The organism is Xanthomonas euvesicatoria (genome assembly GCF_013112235.1).
In the GTDB taxonomy this organism is placed as follows: Bacteria; Pseudomonadota; Gammaproteobacteria; order Xanthomonadales; family Xanthomonadaceae; genus Xanthomonas; species Xanthomonas euvesicatoria.
The window spans coordinates 353,445-370,250 of sequence record NZ_JABFFS010000001.1; the positions used below are offsets into that span (position 1 = coordinate 353,445).

15 protein-coding genes are annotated in these 16,806 nt (G+C 64.8%); 6 read left to right on the top strand and 9 right to left on the bottom strand.

The features are described from left to right. Window positions 1-159 precede the first annotated feature (159 nt). Window positions 160-834: a hypothetical protein gene (locus tag HLH45_RS01405; protein ID WP_008573315.1), complete on the top strand. Its 675-nt coding sequence runs from the start codon at window positions 160-162 to the stop codon at window positions 832-834. 176 nt (window positions 835-1,010) lie between these two features. Here HLH45_RS01405 and HLH45_RS01410 read toward each other — a convergent pair whose 3' ends face one another. The 4 genes from HLH45_RS01410 to HLH45_RS01425 form a co-directional block, all read right to left on the bottom strand. After that, window positions 1,011-2,606, bottom strand: coding sequence for an APC family permease (locus HLH45_RS01410; protein ID WP_011348704.1), 1,596 nt, complete (start codon window positions 2,604-2,606; stop codon window positions 1,011-1,013). A gap of 322 nt (window positions 2,607-2,928) precedes the next feature. Further along, window positions 2,929-3,168: a hypothetical protein gene (locus HLH45_RS01415; RefSeq protein ID WP_008577733.1), complete on the bottom strand. Its 240-nt coding sequence runs from the start codon at window positions 3,166-3,168 to the stop codon at window positions 2,929-2,931. A 167-nt stretch (window positions 3,169-3,335) separates the two neighbouring features. Beyond that, window positions 3,336-4,112 (bottom strand): LytR/AlgR family response regulator transcription factor, encoded by a 777-nt coding sequence (locus tag HLH45_RS01420; protein WP_008577731.1) that lies wholly within the window; start codon window positions 4,110-4,112, stop codon window positions 3,336-3,338. After that, window positions 4,109-5,410 (bottom strand): sensor histidine kinase, encoded by a 1,302-nt coding sequence (locus HLH45_RS01425; protein ID WP_008577729.1) that lies wholly within the window; start codon window positions 5,408-5,410, stop codon window positions 4,109-4,111. Before HLH45_RS01425 ends, HLH45_RS01420 begins: the two co-directional genes overlap by 4 nt. A 310-nt stretch (window positions 5,411-5,720) precedes the next feature. On the opposite strand from HLH45_RS01425, the gene HLH45_RS01430 reads away from it, so the two are divergent. Next, window positions 5,721-6,935 (top strand): FAD-dependent oxidoreductase, encoded by a 1,215-nt coding sequence (locus tag HLH45_RS01430; RefSeq protein ID WP_008577727.1) that lies wholly within the window; start codon window positions 5,721-5,723, stop codon window positions 6,933-6,935. A 311-nt stretch (window positions 6,936-7,246) separates the two neighbouring features. Here HLH45_RS01430 and HLH45_RS01435 read toward each other — a convergent pair whose 3' ends face one another. Beyond that, on the bottom strand, window positions 7,247-7,441 hold the full coding sequence (locus HLH45_RS01435; protein ID WP_008577726.1) for a hypothetical protein: 195 nt from the start codon (window positions 7,439-7,441) through the stop codon (window positions 7,247-7,249). 481 nt (window positions 7,442-7,922) lie between these two features. Here HLH45_RS01435 and HLH45_RS01440 point away from each other — a divergent pair, with 481 nt between their 5' ends. From HLH45_RS01440 to HLH45_RS01450, 3 genes are all read left to right on the top strand, one after another. Then, window positions 7,923-8,429 carry a YciE/YciF ferroxidase family protein gene (locus tag HLH45_RS01440; protein ID WP_008577724.1) on the top strand — a complete coding sequence of 169 codons (507 nt, stop codon included), beginning with the start codon at window positions 7,923-7,925 and terminating at the stop codon, window positions 8,427-8,429. 136 nt (window positions 8,430-8,565) lie between these two features. Further along, on the top strand, window positions 8,566-9,465 hold the full coding sequence (locus HLH45_RS01445; protein WP_008577723.1) for a manganese catalase family protein: 900 nt from the start codon (window positions 8,566-8,568) through the stop codon (window positions 9,463-9,465). Between the two features lie 82 nt (window positions 9,466-9,547). Further along, entirely contained in the window at window positions 9,548-9,886 is a 339-nt protein-coding gene (locus HLH45_RS01450; protein ID WP_008577721.1) for a hypothetical protein, read from the top strand. Between the two features lie 139 nt (window positions 9,887-10,025). Here the strand turns inward: HLH45_RS01450 and HLH45_RS01455 are convergent, their stop codons facing one another. Both HLH45_RS01455 and HLH45_RS01460 read right to left on the bottom strand, forming a co-directional pair. Then, on the bottom strand, window positions 10,026-10,598 hold the full coding sequence (locus HLH45_RS01455; protein ID WP_008577720.1) for a hypothetical protein: 573 nt from the start codon (window positions 10,596-10,598) through the stop codon (window positions 10,026-10,028). 448 nt (window positions 10,599-11,046) lie between these two features. Further along, complete coding sequence (locus HLH45_RS01460; RefSeq protein WP_008577719.1) at window positions 11,047-14,589, bottom strand: CheR family methyltransferase; 3,543 nt, start codon at window positions 14,587-14,589, stop codon at window positions 11,047-11,049. Between the two features lie 208 nt (window positions 14,590-14,797). Here HLH45_RS01460 and HLH45_RS01465 point away from each other — a divergent pair, with 208 nt between their 5' ends. Continuing rightward, window positions 14,798-15,178, top strand: coding sequence for a response regulator (locus HLH45_RS01465; protein ID WP_008577717.1), 381 nt, complete (start codon window positions 14,798-14,800; stop codon window positions 15,176-15,178). Here the strand turns inward: HLH45_RS01465 and HLH45_RS01470 are convergent. Together HLH45_RS01470 and HLH45_RS01475 are read right to left on the bottom strand one after the other, a co-directional pair. After that, window positions 15,172-15,414 carry a hypothetical protein gene (locus HLH45_RS01470; protein WP_008577714.1) on the bottom strand — a complete coding sequence of 81 codons (243 nt, stop codon included), beginning with the start codon at window positions 15,412-15,414 and terminating at the stop codon, window positions 15,172-15,174. The genes HLH45_RS01465 and HLH45_RS01470 overlap by 7 nt on opposite strands. Then, window positions 15,411-16,694, bottom strand: coding sequence for a sigma-54-dependent transcriptional regulator (locus tag HLH45_RS01475; RefSeq protein WP_014091160.1), 1,284 nt, complete (start codon window positions 16,692-16,694; stop codon window positions 15,411-15,413). Before HLH45_RS01475 ends, HLH45_RS01470 begins: the two co-directional genes overlap by 4 nt. Window positions 16,695-16,806 lie beyond the last annotated feature (112 nt).

Consider the following 16,806-nt stretch of genomic DNA (forward strand, 5'->3'; position numbering starts at 1 on the left):
AGGCACATGGCGGCGGCATGACCGCAAATCCGCCTGAATTCAGCAATTTGTGCGCGTCTGCGCAAAATTGCGCGGCCAGCGCTTCGTTTGAGGCATTGCCATGCACAGCGAAAGTGCTAGAACTAAGCCCGTCCGTCGACGCACTGCTTCGCCAGCACGTTGCGGACGCTCCAGGGCACCGGCCGCGGCCAGTGCAGCAAGTCGTTCGTACCAGCCATCCGTCAGGAGCTTGTCATGATCGCTTTGTTCCAGGGTTTAGGCCTGCTATTGCAGGACAACGCACTCCATCGGCTCCCCTTCGACGAGCAGGTGGCTCACTGGCGCGACAAGACCGACGCGCAGCTCGACGAAGAGCTCTCGCTGCTCAAGGTGGCCAAAAAGCAGTGGGTGATCGCCTCGATCATCGGCTGGCAGGCGATCTCGCTGATATTGCTGGGCGTGATCACGCACCAGCTGTGGCAGAACGACTACCACCTGACCTTTAGCCGGGTGGTGATCATCTTCACCTCGTGGGCGTCGATCCTGTTCGTGATGTGGTACATCGCCGACCTGTTCGACCACAGCGCCGGTTTCGAACGCTGGCTACGCGCCTTCAACAGCCGCGCGCGGGTGACGCCGGACGCCGACTCGGTCGAATGCGTTGCCGACGCGCTGGACATGACGCGCCGCTACCCGGAGGTGCTGCGCTACAAGCAGGAGGTCACGTCCAAGCGCGAGTTGCGCCACGAAGACATCGTCAACATGCGCGAAATGGGCCGGCTACGCCGCTATACCGAACTGCTGCGCGACCTCGACCGCTTCGATGGCGCGCCACGGCTGGTGGTCAATTCCTGACCAGGCCCAGCGTGGCGATGCAGCGACGTGTTGACCGAGAAACACGCTACCTGCAGCAATGATTCGGCTGCAAACAGGAACGGCCGGTGCGCACTGCGCCGGCCGTTCTTGTTTATTCCCAGCGGTGACCGCCAGCCGGTTGCCGGGAGTCGGCGCCGGCTAGCGCCTGTGAGCATTCACGCCTGCGCAACCGCCTTCTCCACCGAGGGAGTCCGCCAGCCGCTGCGCACGCCCCAGACGTAGAACACCGCGCCCACGACTGCGACCACGACCAGATCGGTGCCGTAGCTGAGGTAGCCATGGCCACCGAAATCGGTGCTGCCGGCCCACGAGACCAGTGCAATGGTGGGCAGGTAGCAGATCATCCAGGCCGCACCCTTGAGGTTGCGGCGCAGATCCGGCCAGCCTTGCTTGGCCTGGTAATAGCAATACACCGGCAGCGCCACGACCATCAGCAGGATGATCTCGCCGGTCAGCGGCCAGCGTGCCCAATACAGCAGTTCGGTGGCCATCACGAAGGCCACGCCGGCCAGCACCGGCAGTGCGGCGATACGCAGCGGGCGGTGCAGTTCCGGCGCGTGCCGGCGTAGCGCCATCGCGCTGATCGGGCCGGTGAGGTAGGAAATGATGGTGGCCACCGAGATCACGGCCGCCAGCGTGCCCCAGCCGCGGAAAAAGAACAGGAACACGAACGACACGGCCAGGTTGAAGAACATCGCCATGCGCGGCACGCCCCAGACCGGGTGCAGCTTGCCCAGCACGGCCGGCATGGTGCCGTTCTTTTCCATGCCGTAGACCATGCGTGCAGTGGTCGCGGTATAGGTGATGCCGGTGCCGCTGGGGCTGACGAACGCATCGATGTAGAGCAGCATCGCCAGCCAATGCAGGTTGACGATGATGGCCAGCTCGGCGAACGGCGAGCGGAAATCGATACCGTGCCAGCCGGCCTTGGCCAGCAGATCCGGCGGCACGGCGCCGATGTAGGCCACCTGCAGGATCACGTACACCACCGTGGCCAGCGCGATCGAACCCAGCACCGCGAACGGAATGCTGCGGCCGGGGTTACGCGCCTCGCCAGCCAGATTCACCGGGCTCTGGAAGCCGTTGAAGCTGAAGACGATGCCGGCGGTGGCCACCGCCGTGAGCACCGCAGCCAGGTCGAGCACATGCGAATCGCCGTGGATGCCGACGCTGAAGTTTTCGCTATGGAAGCCGCTGGCGATCAGCGCCACGCCAGTGGCGGCAGGCACCACCAGCTTGAACACGGTGATCAGCGTATTGGAGCGTGCGAACAGCTTGACGCTCCAGAAATTCAGAAAGAAATACACCAGCACCAGCACCGCGGAAATCAGCAGGCCGGGCACAGAGAGCTCGCCTGCCCCACCAGGCGCCTGCACATACAAGCCCTGCGCCCAGGCCCATGGCCAGGACGCCATGTACTGCACCGAGGCCTCGGCCTCGACCGGGATCACCGAGACGATGGCGATCCAGTTGGCCCAGCCGGCAATGAAACCCACCAGCGAGCCGTGCGAATAGTGGCTGTAGCGCACCATGCCGCCGGACTCTGGGAACATGGCGCCCAGCTCGGCATACGACAGCGCGATGGTGGTGATGATCGCCGCGCCCAGCACCCAGGCCCAGATCGCGCCGGGGCCGGCCAGGCCGGCCGCGCGCCAGGCGCCGAACAGCCAACCAGAGCCAATGATCGAGCCCAGGCCGGTGAGCATGAGGGCGAAAGGGCCAACGTCGCGGCGTAGCGAGTGTTCGGACATGAGGAGCCTGGCAGTGAGGACGCCGTGAACCGGCAACAAGCCGGTAATGATCGCAGAAGCGACCGCTTGCCGTCAGTGCGTATTCAGGCATGACCGGATTGTCGCTACCGACATCCTGCCGATCCGGCAGTGCGCAGCCGATCCACGCACGCCAGTGCTCGTTATCTGCAGCAGCGACCAGCAGTGCCTGCACAGCCGCCAGGCTGGCGCCGCCGGTGCCCGGAACCCGCAGGCACCCCGCGATGGGCACTAAGGCTTCTGCGCGTGGCCTATGCACACGCACGCACGCCCCACCACAGCTCGGTGCGTGCGTGTGCCTTCCTCAGCCGTGGCAATCGGCCTGCGGTGCGGTGGTCTCCACGCAGGTGTGCGCCTGGCCGGGAACGCCGCGCACTTCGCGCACTTGCCCTGGCACCAGCGCAAAGCTGTCCAAGGTCTTGCGGGCACACGTCGGTGTGCTTGCGCCATCGCGGGTGGCACGGGTGATCGAGGTGGTGCCATTGCGTTCATGGCAGCCGGCCAGGGCAAGCAGGCAATACACCAGGGAGGCGATCAGGCGCATGGAGACAGTCCTTTCAGTCGATGCAAACGGGGGAATCAAAGCAGGCTGCAGCGCGTCAGGCAGCGGTTGTCGGTCATCGGAACGCTGTGGCACTCACGCGCATACGTAGGTTCCATGCGCGCTGTCGCATCCATCCGGGACTACGCCAGATGTCTTGCAGGTCGCACTTACATGCCGCGGAACAGGCTCATGAACGGCTGGCTGACGGTCAGCGTTTCGCTGCGGCCGCGCAGCGCCAGCCGGCCCTTGCCGGTGTCCTCGCGCACCACCGAGGCAACCGCCTTCATGTTGACGATGGTCGAGCGGTGGATCTGTTTGAACACCTGCGGGTCCAGCACATCCAGCAGTTCGCGCAATGGCGTGCGCAACACCGCGTCGCCGGCCGCAGTCATCACCGTGGTGTACTTCTGATCGGCCTGGAAATACGCCACCTCGTCCAGCGCGATCAAGCGCGTCTCGCGCCCGCTGCTGGCGGTCAGCCAGGCGAGCGGCGGCGTGTGGCTGGCAGCGACCGGGCGCGCGGACAGACGCTGCAGCAAAGCCTCCAGCAGCGCGCCATCCGGCTGGCCGGCAGTAGCGCGTTGTTGCACGCGCTGCCAGGTGGCCTGCAGCCGCTCGCGGCCGATGGGCTTGAGCAGGTAATCCACTGCGCCGTGTTCGAACGCATCGATGGCGTACTGGTCGTAGGCGGTGACGAACACCACCTGGCTGCGCGGGCTGACCTCGCGCATCGCACGCGCCACCTCGATGCCGGTGAGGCCGGGCATGCGGATATCCAGAAACACCACCTCCGGCTGCTGCGCGGCGATGGTCTCCAGCGCGCTGGCACCGTCCTCGCAGTCGCCCACGATCTGCAACTGCGGGCACACCTCGGCCAGCAGCGTCAGCAACGACTGCCGCAGCAAGGCCTCGTCTTCGGCCACCACGGCGCGCAGCGCGCTCATGCCCGCACCTGTGCGGCGTGTGCGGCCTGCGCGCCCGCAACGGGCAACGGCGGCGGTGGCGCGGCACCCAACTGCGTCGGCAGCGGCAGGCTCAAGGTGGCCGCCACCCCGCTGGGGAAGTTGGACACGATGGCAAAGCTCGCCTTGTCGGCATAAATCAGCTTCAGCCGCTCGCGCAGGTTCTTCAAGCCGATGCCGGTACCGTGGCTGTGCGTGTTGAAGCCCTGGCCGTCGTCGGCCACGGTGAGCGTGACATGGTCATCGTGGCGACGCGCCAGGATCCACACGGTGCCGCCACCGGGCTTGGCTTCCAGCCCGTGCTTGATGGCGTTTTCCACCAAGGTCTGCAACATCATCGACGGTAGCGGCAGCGCACGCAGTTCGTAGGGCACTTCCACCTGCAGGGCCAGCCGCGTGCCCATGCGGATGCGCAGGATCTCCAGATACGCCTGGGTGCGTTCGAGTTCCTCGCCCAGGGTGGCGATGGCACCGTCGGCGCTGGGCAGCGAGCTGCGCAGGTACTGGATCAGATGGCCGATCATGATCTCGGCGCGCGGCGGGTCGGTGCGCGCCAGCACCTGCGCGCTGGCCAGCGTGTTGTAAAGAAAGTGGGGCTCGACCTGGGCGTGCAGCAGATTCAGGCGCGCCACGGCCAGTTCCTTTTCCATGACCGATTGCTCGGCGGCGGCCTGTTCGTCACGACGTTGCTCACCGACCCGGCGCACCACCGCGCGATTGATCGCCTCGGCGTTTTCGTAGTTGCTGCCTTCGTCCACCGCGAACAGATCCACCCAGGCGCCAGCGTCGGGCTCGCACAACACGGTGACGCTGCTGGTGCCCTGCCCCGGCGCGATCGTCGCCAGGATCTGGTTGTGGGTGATGGCAAAGCGCGCGAACAGGTTCCAGCGCGAGGGCTGGCGACCTGCGTACGGGTCGATGCGGCGCACCTTGGCGCGAATCAGCAGGCTGCCCGGCGCGCATTCGATGTCCTGCACACGCGGTAGCGCACGCACCGCCTCTTCCATCACCGCGAAGCTGGCCTGCACATCCAGCGGTACTTCGATCTGGCGGCGCTGGCGGGTGGACAAGGTGGTGTGGTCCAGCCGATCGGCGATCAGGCGCACGCGCCGCACATGGGTGACCGAACTCATCAACGCCAGCGTCAGCAAGACCATGCAGGCCAGCGCGAAGATCGGGCCGATGGAGCCGAACAACTGCGTCCACATGATCCCTGCCACCACCAACGCGGCGGCCCAGGCGAACACGATGCGCACGATCAGGAAGACACTGGCAGACACGGGTGGGCAGCTCGTTGGGATGGGACGGGAGCGAGCATAGCCGGCGCGCGCCACTGCGAAAGCCCCGGGCGACGAATGGCCGCCAGCGCGGCATCAAACGTCAGGATTGCGGTGCGAAACCCTGGTGCCGGGCCATGGCCGCGGCAGATGCGCGCGCTATGCTGGATGCACGCTTGCGCTGCGCATGCCGCGCTCGGTTGCTGCCACGCGGCAGACAGCATCTGAAGATGGCCTTGGCATGCCTCCGCGCAGGCGTGGCGAGCCGCATCATGGCGACCCCATCACCCACCACACCTTGTAAGGGAGTTGCATGCACCGTCGTCATTTTCTACGCAGCGCCGGTGTTGCGCTGGCGGCCGCCTCCACCGCGAGCTGGGCAGCAACGAACAAGGCGCTCGCCGTCCCGCCCGCCACCCAGCCGGTCACGCTGCCGGGTGGTCTGCCTGCGCCGTTCGCGGCTGCCCCGCCATTGGCGCCGATGCGCCCCTCGGTCGATCGCATCATCGCCATCAACGGGTGCACGCGTCCGTTCCGCGCGCAGGGGCCGCGGATCGAAGCCGAGCGCATCGGCCGCAAGACGGTGGTGCACAACTATGGACATGGCGGCAGCGGGTGGTCGCTCTCGTGGGGTGCCGCCGAACAGGCATTACGGTTGGTGCGTGCCGCCGACCCGGCCGCGCGCGCGCTGGCGGTGATCGGCTGCGGCGCGATCGGCTTGACCACTGCCCTGGTGGCGCAACGCGCCGGCCTGCGTGTGCGCATCTACGCGCGCGAGCGCCTGCCGGATGTGCGCTCGTTCTATGCCACCGGCGTGTGGTCGCCGGATTCGCGCGTGTGCACCAGCGAACACGCCACTGCCGACTTCAAGAGGCGCTGGGAAGACATGGCGCGCACGTCGTTTCGCCGCTACCAGACCTTGCTGGGCCTGCCCGGCGAGCCGATTGAATGGCGCGATGGCTACGTGCTCTCGGACGTGCCCTTCGATCAACCTGTCGCCTCTGCCGAAGCGCATGAGCCGGACTATCCGCCGCTGGAGCGCGAACTGCTCGATGATCTGGGCCCGCGCTCGCAGCCGGTGGCGCCCGGTGATCATCCATTTCCGGTGGCGTTCGTGCGCCGCTACAGCCAGCTCACCTTCAACCTCAGCGCGTATGCGCGCTTGTTGATGGATGACTTCCTGCAGGCAGGCGGCGAGCTCTACACGCGCGAGTTCGAGCATCCGCGCCAATTCGGCGATCTGCGCGAGAAGATCCTGATCAACGCCACCGGTTACGGGGCGCGCGCCTTGCTGGGCGACGACAGCGTGATTCCGGTGCGCGGGCAGACCGCACGCCTGATCCCGCAGCCGGAAGTCACCTATGGCCTGGTCTGGCGCGGCCACAATCTCAACGTCGTGCCGCGACGCGACGGGTTGTTGGTGCAGGCGCAAGGCGCACACGACTTCAATAACGCAGACGCCATGCCCGACCGCGCCGCAACGGAAGCGGCGGTGCGCGAACTGGCGCGGCTGTTTGCCACACGCTGAGCGACGCGAGCGCGGTGGTGGCCTGCGTGCATTGCAGAGCGCATCGGTGCTGGCAGTAACGTGCAATGGCCTCTACCGGACGCCGGCATTGCAGGTGGTCGTGCCGAACCAGCCATTGCACTTGTTCTGGTCGTTGGAAGGTCGAGCCACGCCAAGCGCAGCGTCGACAACCATCAAGCACGCCTCAGGTCGGCGTGGACGGCGCAGACGAACCGCGGAGGACGCGCGACCGCACGGTCACCAGCCGCACCCGCCGGGCAGTGCGCGCAGTGGTTCCATTCGCGCTTCACGCGCTGCCCGGCACCGCCACGCTAACGATCTTCAAGCGAAGCCTGCAATGCACTGGCCAGCGCAGCGTCGCCGCTGACCAGTTCTTCCCAGCGCAAGGTCACGCCTTTGCGCCTGCCTTTCTCGACCAACTTCAAGCCTTGAGGATCGATGATCAAGGTATATGCCTGATCGCCGATCTGCAGTTCGCGACGTAAGGGTTTGTCCAGCGGCGTCATCGCACGGTCTCGCAAAAGTTCGATCGCCGTTGTACCGCATCGACGTGGATCGATGCTGGAGTGCAGCGATGCGCAAAGCCTAGCCGCATCGGCGCCGAGGTGATGGCTGTAGTAGGTGCGCCATTGCACCCCTTCGTTGCAGGCGCAGCGAGCGCGGCCTGCATCACAGCACAGCTCGCCATCGCATCGGGATCACCGTTTCCACCAATCCCGCTAACACTCGCAGGGCTAGCGTAGCGACCACGCGGTACTGCCTGGAGATCGACGCGATGACCACGGTGTACTTCGAAGAACGTCAGGTGCAGTGCGCACGACCCTGTGCTACAGGCGAGTGACACGCACCACGACGATTTCGGAGTTGTCGTACGTGCTGCATCGGCGCGCTTGTTCGCAGGCGTGCAACGCGAGCTCATTAAAGGCATCGCCACCAACATGGCGAACCGCAGCAACCCATCCTCTGACCAACCCCAAGGAGCCACACATGGCGATCAAGACTGTCGAAGAACTTTTCATCCACGAACTGTCGGACATCTACAGCGCCGAGAAGCAGCTGACCAAGTCGCTGCCGCGTCTTGCGCGCGCGGCCACCGAGCCGAAACTCAAGCAGGCCTTTGAAACCCACCTGGAAGAGACCCAGGGCCAGATCGAACGCATCGATCAGGTCGTGGAGACACTGGGCATCAAGCTCAAGCGCATCAAGTGCGCTGCGATGGAAGGCCTGGTCGAAGAAAGCCGCGAGGTCATTGACGAAATCGAGGCCGGCCCGGTGCGCGACGCTGCACTGATCGGCGGCGCGCAGAAGGTGGAGCATTACGAAATCGCCTCGTACGGCACCATTGCCGCCATGGCCAAGCAACTCGGTTATGCCGATGCATTGCCGCTGCTGCTTGCCACGCTGGAAGAAGAAAAGGCCACCGACGAAAAGCTGACCCTGCTCGCCGAACAAGGCGGCAACCAGAAGGCATCCAAGGCCAGCAAGGCCGCCTGAGTCACCGCGCAGGACGGTCGCCGCCGTCCTGCGTCGCTTGCATCCCTGCGGGCATCCCCCCGAAGCCAAAGCCCCACGTTTCTGCCCGCTCGCTGAGTGGTCGTAGTTGCCGGGCGTCAGCCATGGAGCACCACCCATGTTCATGCACAACAAGCGTTTGATGTACACCGTCCGCGTCGCCCAGCCCAATCCCGATCTGGCCACGCTGATGTTGGAACAGTTCGGCGGACCGCAGGGCGAACTCGCCGCTGCAATGCGCTATTTCACCCAGGCACTGGGCGAAGACGATCCGGGCCGCAAGGACCTGCTGTTCGACATCGCCACCGAAGAGATCAGCCACCTGGAGATCATCGGCTCGATCATCGCCATGCTCAACAAGGGGCCCAAGGCGGTGCTCTCCGAGGGCATGGAAGAGGCCATGGACATGCGCAACATGACCCAGAACAGCACCAGCCATACCCAACAGATTCTGTATGGCGGTGGCCCGGCCCTGGTCAATTCCAGCGGCGTGCCGTGGACGGCGGCGTATGTCGACAGCATCGGTTGCCCCACGGCCGACATGCGCTCCAATATCGCGGCCGAAGCGCGTGCCAAGCTGGTGTATGAGCGCCTGATCAACGTCACCGACGACCCGGGAATCGTGGATGCCTTGCGTTTCCTGATGACGCGCGAAGTGGCGCATCAGAAGTCGTTCGAAAAGGCCTTGTACTCGATCGAGCCGAATTTCCCGCCGGGTAAGCTGCCGGGCGATCCGCGCTTCACCGACAAGTACTACAACACCTCCCAGGGCGAGGGCGACATGATCGGTCCGTGGAATGCCGGCGAGCAGTGGGAAGTGGTGGCCGACCGCGAGGCGCAGGCCGCCGTGGATGGTGGCGACGGCTCTGCCACGGTCGCGCTGGATGCCACGCAAACCGCGGCACTGGATGCCATGTCCGAGCGGCTGCTCTCCAATCCCGAGCTGGACCGCGTGACCGGCGCTGACCTGGGTGCGGGCCCGGGCGCCGGTTCCACCACCGGCGATATCCAGCGTTAGACCTGATGGGTGCAGCTGCACCCATCACCAGCCCGGAGCCAGTACGCTCCGGGCTTTTTCATTGCACTGCACAGGAGTTGCCATGAACGAAAAATCCACGCTCGACACACACGACGAACGCCAATCGGCCTATCGCGGGAACGGTACCGACGCATCGGTGGATGGCCAGGGCCGCAACGATCCATCGGCCGTCCAGACCCGCGATGCACTGCCGCCGCGTGACGACGCGCCGGAAGCGTTGCATCAACGCGGTCATGGCCGCGGCGGCACCTTGGGCGAAGGCGAACCCGACGGCCACCCGGAACGTGACGGCAGCACGCAACCCAACTTCGGCCAGAGCGGCACTTACGGCAAGCAGCAACACATCGACGCGCAGCAACGCGCCCTGGACGACAACGCCGAGGAAGCAGAAGACAACTGATCGATTGCGAGCCTGCCGTCGGTGGGTTACCTGTTCGCGGCGCGATCGTTAGCAGGCAGCAATCAGGATCGACCCACACTACAGAAACGATGAAGGGGCCCGCTGGGCCCCTTCTTTGTTGGCTGCATGGCGCACGCGCTCAGACCCGCGCAATCGGTGCCGGGGCCCCTTCGCTCGCCCACTCCGGGCGTACGCCTGCCGCAGCGGCGCAGCGTTCCAGCCGCCAGGGCGTGAGATGGCGCATGGCTTCGGCGCCGCCCATGTGCAGCCACTTGCTCAGGTCCGCGTCGATACACAGCGGCCGGTAGGTGGGCATGCTCGCCGATGAGGCGACGAGCAGCGAGAATCCCATCTGCAGGCGTCCGCCGATGTCCATCACGTTACGCAACCCGGCGGCATACACCGCGCTGCCATCCTGGCTCAACCAGGTCGCGGCGGTGGTGCCGTCGGCCGATGCAGTGCAGACGAAACCGCATAGCGCAATGGCGCAGCGTTGGGTTTCCCAGATGGCCAGATCCACGCCGCCCAATCCGCCGGGCTCCTGCAAATGGATCGAACGCTGCTGCCCCGGTGCGCGGCGGCCGAAGGTCGCGCGCTCCTCGCGTTTGCCGCCACGGTCGGCGACCAGAATGTCGGCATCGGCGCCCACGCCGACCTCGACCCAGGCATTGCTCGCCATGCGGGCGGACAACTGAAGAATGCGCGTAATCATGACTACTCCACTGTGTGCATCTCGATGACCTCAGTGGTTACGCACAATGCGCGCCAACTTTTTGACTTCGGCAAAGCTCGGTGCTGCAAGAGTTTCAAGTAACTTCAGTTGCACTACACGCACAGCGGAAGCCGAATAGGCCGCAGGATCTGCATCATTGCGCAGTATTTTCCGTGGGCTGTGCGTGTACACGCAGCGCTACATTGCTAGATGTAGATGCACGTGCAGCAGAGTCTGCTATCAAAGGCACGCTCAATGCATAGGCGTCTTGTGTGCAGCACAGCGCTCTTTCACTAGCCGTCTCGATGGTCGCGCAAGTCTCATCGTTGCGAGGGCGCGTGCGTGCCCGGCACTCAGACCTGCGCATCGCGGCGTGGGCGGGCGGTGCATGTGCATACGTTGCTCACCCAGCGGCCACGTCCATGCAGGCCCGAGGTCTACGGTCCACTCACCCGTTCACAGGATTGAGCGGCAACTGGATTTCGCATTCCAGGCGCGTATCGCTGAGCTCGTAGCGCGTCTGCGCGCCATGGCTGTACGGCAAGGCCTTTTCGATCAGGCGGCGACCGAAGCCGCTGACTTCATCACGGTCGCCGCGCAGCTGATTGTTGGCGCCTTCTTCGATCCACAACAGCTTGAGGCGCGCAGGTATTTCGCTGTCAGACACGACCTCCCAGCGGATCGACAAGGTGCCGGTGTCCACCGCCAGTGCGCCATGCTTGACCGCGTTGGTGGCCAATTCGTGCAATGCCAATGCAAGCGTCTGCACGGTGGATTTACGCAGCGCCACGTTCTGACCTTCCAGCACGATGCGTTTTTGATCCGGCTCTGCCCCCAACGCATCCAGCTCCATACGCAACAACGCGCCGATGGTGGTGGGCATATTGTCCGATTGCGACAGCAGCCCCTGCACGCGCGACAATGCGGCCAGCCGATCCTCGAACTTGGCCGCAAACTCGGGCATGCTTTGGGTGGTCTGTACAGTCTGCTTGGCTACAGACTGCACCACCGTGATCAGATTGCGCGTGCGGTGCTGCAACTCGGCCACCAGTACACGCTGTTCTTCCTGCAGCCGGCGCAGGTTGTCCGATTCGGTGGAGGTACCCAGCCATTCCAGCACCTGGCCGCGTTCGTCGCGTACCGGAGCGCTGCGCGTTTGAAACCAGCGATAACCCTGCTCATCCGCGTTGAAAAGGCGGTGTTCGATATCCAGCCCGCCACTGGACGCACTCCCCAGCCAGGCGTTCATGGTCAGCTCGCGATCGTCCGGGTGCACCGCCTGCAACCAGCCCAGGTCAAGGCTCTCAGCATCGCTCTGGCCGGTGTAGCTGGACCATTGCGGGCTGGACCAGGTCCAGCGGCCGCCATCGAGCGAGCGCCACACCAGCTGCGGGATGCCTTCCATCAAGGTGCGCAGGCGTTGCTCGCTGCTGCGTAGCGCACGCTCGGCGCGCGTGAGCGGGGTGACGTCCATGAAGGTCAGCACCGCACCACCGATGAAATTGTCCACGGTGCGATACGGCAGCACGCGCACCATGTAGCGCGCATGCGTGGTGGGGTTTTCGACCTCGCGATCGAGCACCGCCAGGGTGCGGATCACCCGGCGCGCATCGTCTTGCAGTTCGTCGTAATCCACATGCAGCTTGATGTGGCTGATCGGGCGATGGATATCGCTTTCCACCAGCGGCAGGATGTCGGTGACGGCCGGCGTGAAGTTGGTGACGCGCAATTCGTTGTCCAAAAACACGGTAGCGATCTGGGTGCTTTCCAGCAGGTTCTTCAGATCGCTGTTGGCATGCGCCAGCTCCTGCACGCGATGGGCCAGCTCACCGTTGACGGTGGTCACTTCCTCGTTGACCGATTGCAGCTCTTCCTTGGAGGTTTCAAGCTCCTCGTTGGCGCTCTGCAGTTCTTCGTTGAGCGACTGGTATTCCTCGTTGGAAGACTTGAGCTCCTCGTTGGTGCTTTCCAGCTCTTCGATCATCGATTGCAGGCGCTCGCGGGTGATGCGCAGCTCGTTCTCCAGCACTTGCACATGCCCATCGTCGTGCACGCTGTCGTGTGGGGCGGGCAGCTCCACCGGTTCGCGCGCTTCCACTTCCTGGAACAGCACCACGTAGCCGCGCGGCACCTCCGAGTCGGCGGTCGGCTCGACGAACAGGTTCACCGCCCAGGTCGCCGCATCTTCGTGCACCTGGATGCCCTTGACGTGCACCGGTGAGCGGTCGCGTTCGGCGCGGCTGAGCGCGCTGCGCAAGTCCAGGCGCAAATCGCGATGAATCAGGTTGAGCAGGTTGAGGCTGGGGGTGCCGCCGCCAGGACGGATGAAGCGCCCCGCCTGCGACGAGAAATGCAGCACCTCGAACTGCTCGTCCAGCACCGCATACGCCGGCGCATAACGGTCGGCGATGCGCTCGCCGGCGCGCACCAACGCATTGCTGGACGTGCGCTGCCGCTGCGGTGGTGCAGGCACCCTGGCAACCGCAGCGGGCTGCATGGTTGGGAAGGTCGCATGCACGTTGCTTTGCGCATCGATGCGCTGGAAGACCCGGAAGCTGCGCTCGACCGGCGTAAACAACTGCGCGTGCCGCGAGACGTTTTCGGCATTGCCCAGGAACAGGTAGCCGCCCGGACGGATGGCGAAATGAAAGATCGGGATCACCCGATTCTGCAATTCGGCATCCAGATAGATCAGCAGATTGCGGCACGACACCATATCCAGCCGCGAAAACGGCGGGTCCTTGACGATGCTGTGCTGGGAGAACACGCACAGCTCGCGCAGCTCCTTGCTCACCACATAGGTGTCGCCTTCCTTGACGAACCAGCGCCGCAGCCGTTCGGGTGCAACTTCACCGACGATGCTGGAGGCATAGCGCCCCACCCGTGCAGTGGCCAGTGCGCGCCCGTCGATATCGCTGGCGAAGATCTGGATGCGTGGCGCGGTGTCCAGGGTTTCGGCGTGTTCGCGCAGCAGCATCGCCAGCGAATAGGCCTCTTCGCCCGTGGAGCAGCCCAGCACCCAGATGCGCAGGCTGTCGCCGGTGTGCTTGCCCTGGAACAAGCGCGGAATCACCTGCTGCTCGAGGAATTCGAACTCGCGGCGGTCGCGAAAGAACTTGGTCACGCCGATCAGCAGGTCGTTGAACAGCTGCAACGGTTCGTCGAAACGATTGCGCAACACCTCCAGATACTGCTCCAGCGTTTCCACCTGCGCGACCTGCATGCGCCGCTGCACGCGGCGCAGGAAGGTGGCGCGTTTGTAGCCATGAAAATCGTGGCCGGTGGTATTGCGCAGGATGGCGGCGACCTGGCTGAGCTTGTCGCTCTCGCTGCCATTGCGCACGCCGGTCGGCACCGGATGACCGTAGCCGTGATGGCGTTGCATGTGCGCCGCGATACGCGCGGCGATCTGTGGCAGGGGCAGGATGTCGTCGGTGATGGCGGCCGGGTTGCTGGCGCTGCGCAGGTCCAGCCCATGCAGTGCGGCATCGTCCACGGCCAGCGCCAGACCGCCGCACTCACGGATCGCCGCGGTCCCCAGCGTGCCGTCGCCGTCGAAGCGCCCCACGATCAGGCCGATCACATTGCCGTCCTGATCGTGCGCCATCGAGACGAAGAAGCTATCGATCAACCCGTGGTCGCTCTCCCCACCGGGCAAGGCGCGCAGACGGATGCGCCCTTCCTCCAGCGTGACGACCGTATCGGCCGGCGGCAGATAGAAGCGCCCCGGTTGCAGCCGGTCGCCATCGCTGGGTACCGACAGCAGGGTGGCCTGACTGCCAAGCAGTTCGCGCAGGCGTGCCTCATCCAATAATTGGCGGTCGCGCAACAGCAGCATGATGGCCAGATTCGACGCGCCAGCAATCGCATCGAGCAATTCTGCCAGGCGATCGGCGTCCATGCCGGCGGCGCCCACGCCAAGCACGAACAAGGGCGGCTGCGTGTTCGCATCCGTAGCGATGTCGTTGTTGGAAGTTTCGTCGTCGGTCATGGCGGCACTATCGTTGCAATGCTGGATTCAAGCGCAATCGGCCATGATCGCGTAAAGGGCGGCGGACTACCATGCAGCACATGCGTCATCGCGTGCGCACATTGCAGAGACCGGTCCTGGAAGCGTCTGCTTGCGCGCGGCGTTAACCTGCAGTGCGAGCACCATGCGCACGCGTGTTGTCCGAAACGCCACTGCTTTGGAGCCTGTCATGCACGACACTGCACTTGCCGGCCGCCGCATTCTTGTTGTCGAGGACGATTACTTGCTGGCCGAATCGCTCAACGACTTGTTGGTGGAAGCTGGCATCAACGTGGTGGGGCCGGTCGGCAGTGTGCCTGACGCGCTTTCGCTGGTAGCGTCAGGTCAGGCCATCGATGGTGCCTTGCTGGATGTCAACGTGCGCGGCCAGGCGGTGTTTCCGGTCGCCGATGCATTGATGGAGCGGGGCGTGCCGTTTTCCTTCTGCTCCGGCTACGACCGCTATACGCTGCCGCAGCGCTTTGCGCATCTGTCGTACTGCATGAAGCCCTACAACCCGCGCACGATCACCAGCTTGCTCAGCCACCAGACCGAGCTGGCCGATCACTGATCGGTGCAGGCGGGCTGGGCGCTCTCGCCCGGTTCCACGCCGGGCTGCTGCAAGGCGCGCTCCTGCTCGCCAAGCTGGTTGAGCAGTTCAACGGCGGACTGATGCGCCGTGCGCAGCGTCTCCAGCGGCTTGGACGTTTCGTTGCGCAACGCATACAACGCAAAACCCATCACGTTGAGCCGGTTGCGCAACTGGTGCAGCAGTTCACGCCGCTGCCCACGCGGTGCCTCGCTCACTCCGCACCCTTGTCGCTGAGACGGTTGTGCAAGGTGCGCACGCTGATGCCCAGTTCGCGTGCGGCGGCCTTCTTGTTGAAGCGGGTGCGCGCCAGTGCCGATTCGATCATCGCGTCTTCGGCCTGACGCATGGTCCAGCCGGCAGGAATCAGCAAGCCGTCCTGGTCGGCCTGCGGCACGGTCTGCTCCACATCCGGGGCGCTCAACAGATCGCCATCGGAGCGCAGATACAGGTAGTGGATGAACGAGCGCAGTTCGCGCACGTTGCCTGGCCAGGCATGGTATGCCAGGTAGCGCAGCAACGACTTGGTCGGCAACTTGCGCTTGCCATACTTGACGTTGAGCTCGTCGATCACGCGTAAGCCAAGCAGGCGCGCATCGCCGCGGCGCTCGCGCAGCGGCGGCACCTGGATCGGGTATTCATTGAGACGGTAGAACAGGTCTTCACGCAGCACCGCCTGCTCGCGCTGCACGTGCTGGTGGGTGGCTGCCACCACGCGCGCATCCAGTGCGATTTCCTCGTTGCCGCCCACGCGCATGAAGCTGCGCGATTCGATCACCCGCAGCAGATACACCTGCAGCCGCTTGGGCATCTCGCCGATTTCATCCAGGAACAGCGTGCCGCCTGCGGCCTGCTCCAGGAATCCGGCATGCCGACGGTCGGCGCCGGTGAAGCTGCCGCGCTCGTGGCCGAACAACTGGCTGGCCAGCAACTCTTCCGGAATGGCACCGCAGTTGACCGGCACGAAACGGCCGCGGCGACCGGACACACGGTGGATGGCGCGCGCCACCAGATCCTTGCCGGTACCGGTTTCGCCGGTCACCAGTACATTCAGATCGGTCGGCGCCACGCGCACGATGTCCTTGCGCAGCATGACGATGCTGTCGCTGTTGCCAACGATGCCCAGGTTGCCCTGCTGCGCTTCGCGCAATCCCCCGAGCACCCGCTCCAGGCGTTCGGGCGCGAACGGCTTGGTCAGGAATTCGCTGACCCCGAACTGCTGCGCCCGACCCTGGGTTTCGCGCGCGTAATCGCCCGAGACCACGACGATCTGCGGGGTGTGGTCCGGGTCGAGCCGCTCGATCAGGTCGAAACCGCTGCCGTCCGGCAGGCCAACATCCACCACCAACAGGTCGGGAAAGTTGCTGTCCAGCCAGCGGCTGGCTTCGCCAAGGGTGTGGATGCCCTTGGCACGGAAGCCGCTATCGGTGGCGAGTTCAACCACCTGATCGCAAAACTCCACGTCGTCGTCGATGATGGCGCAGGAAAGACGGTCCATGAGCGCTTCTGTCCGCAATGACTGATACATGTTCAGTTGAGAATTGTGACGGCCGCGCGAAATGCGCTGCACACCACATCGGAAATTGCCTGCTGCCGCCACGTTCTGTGGA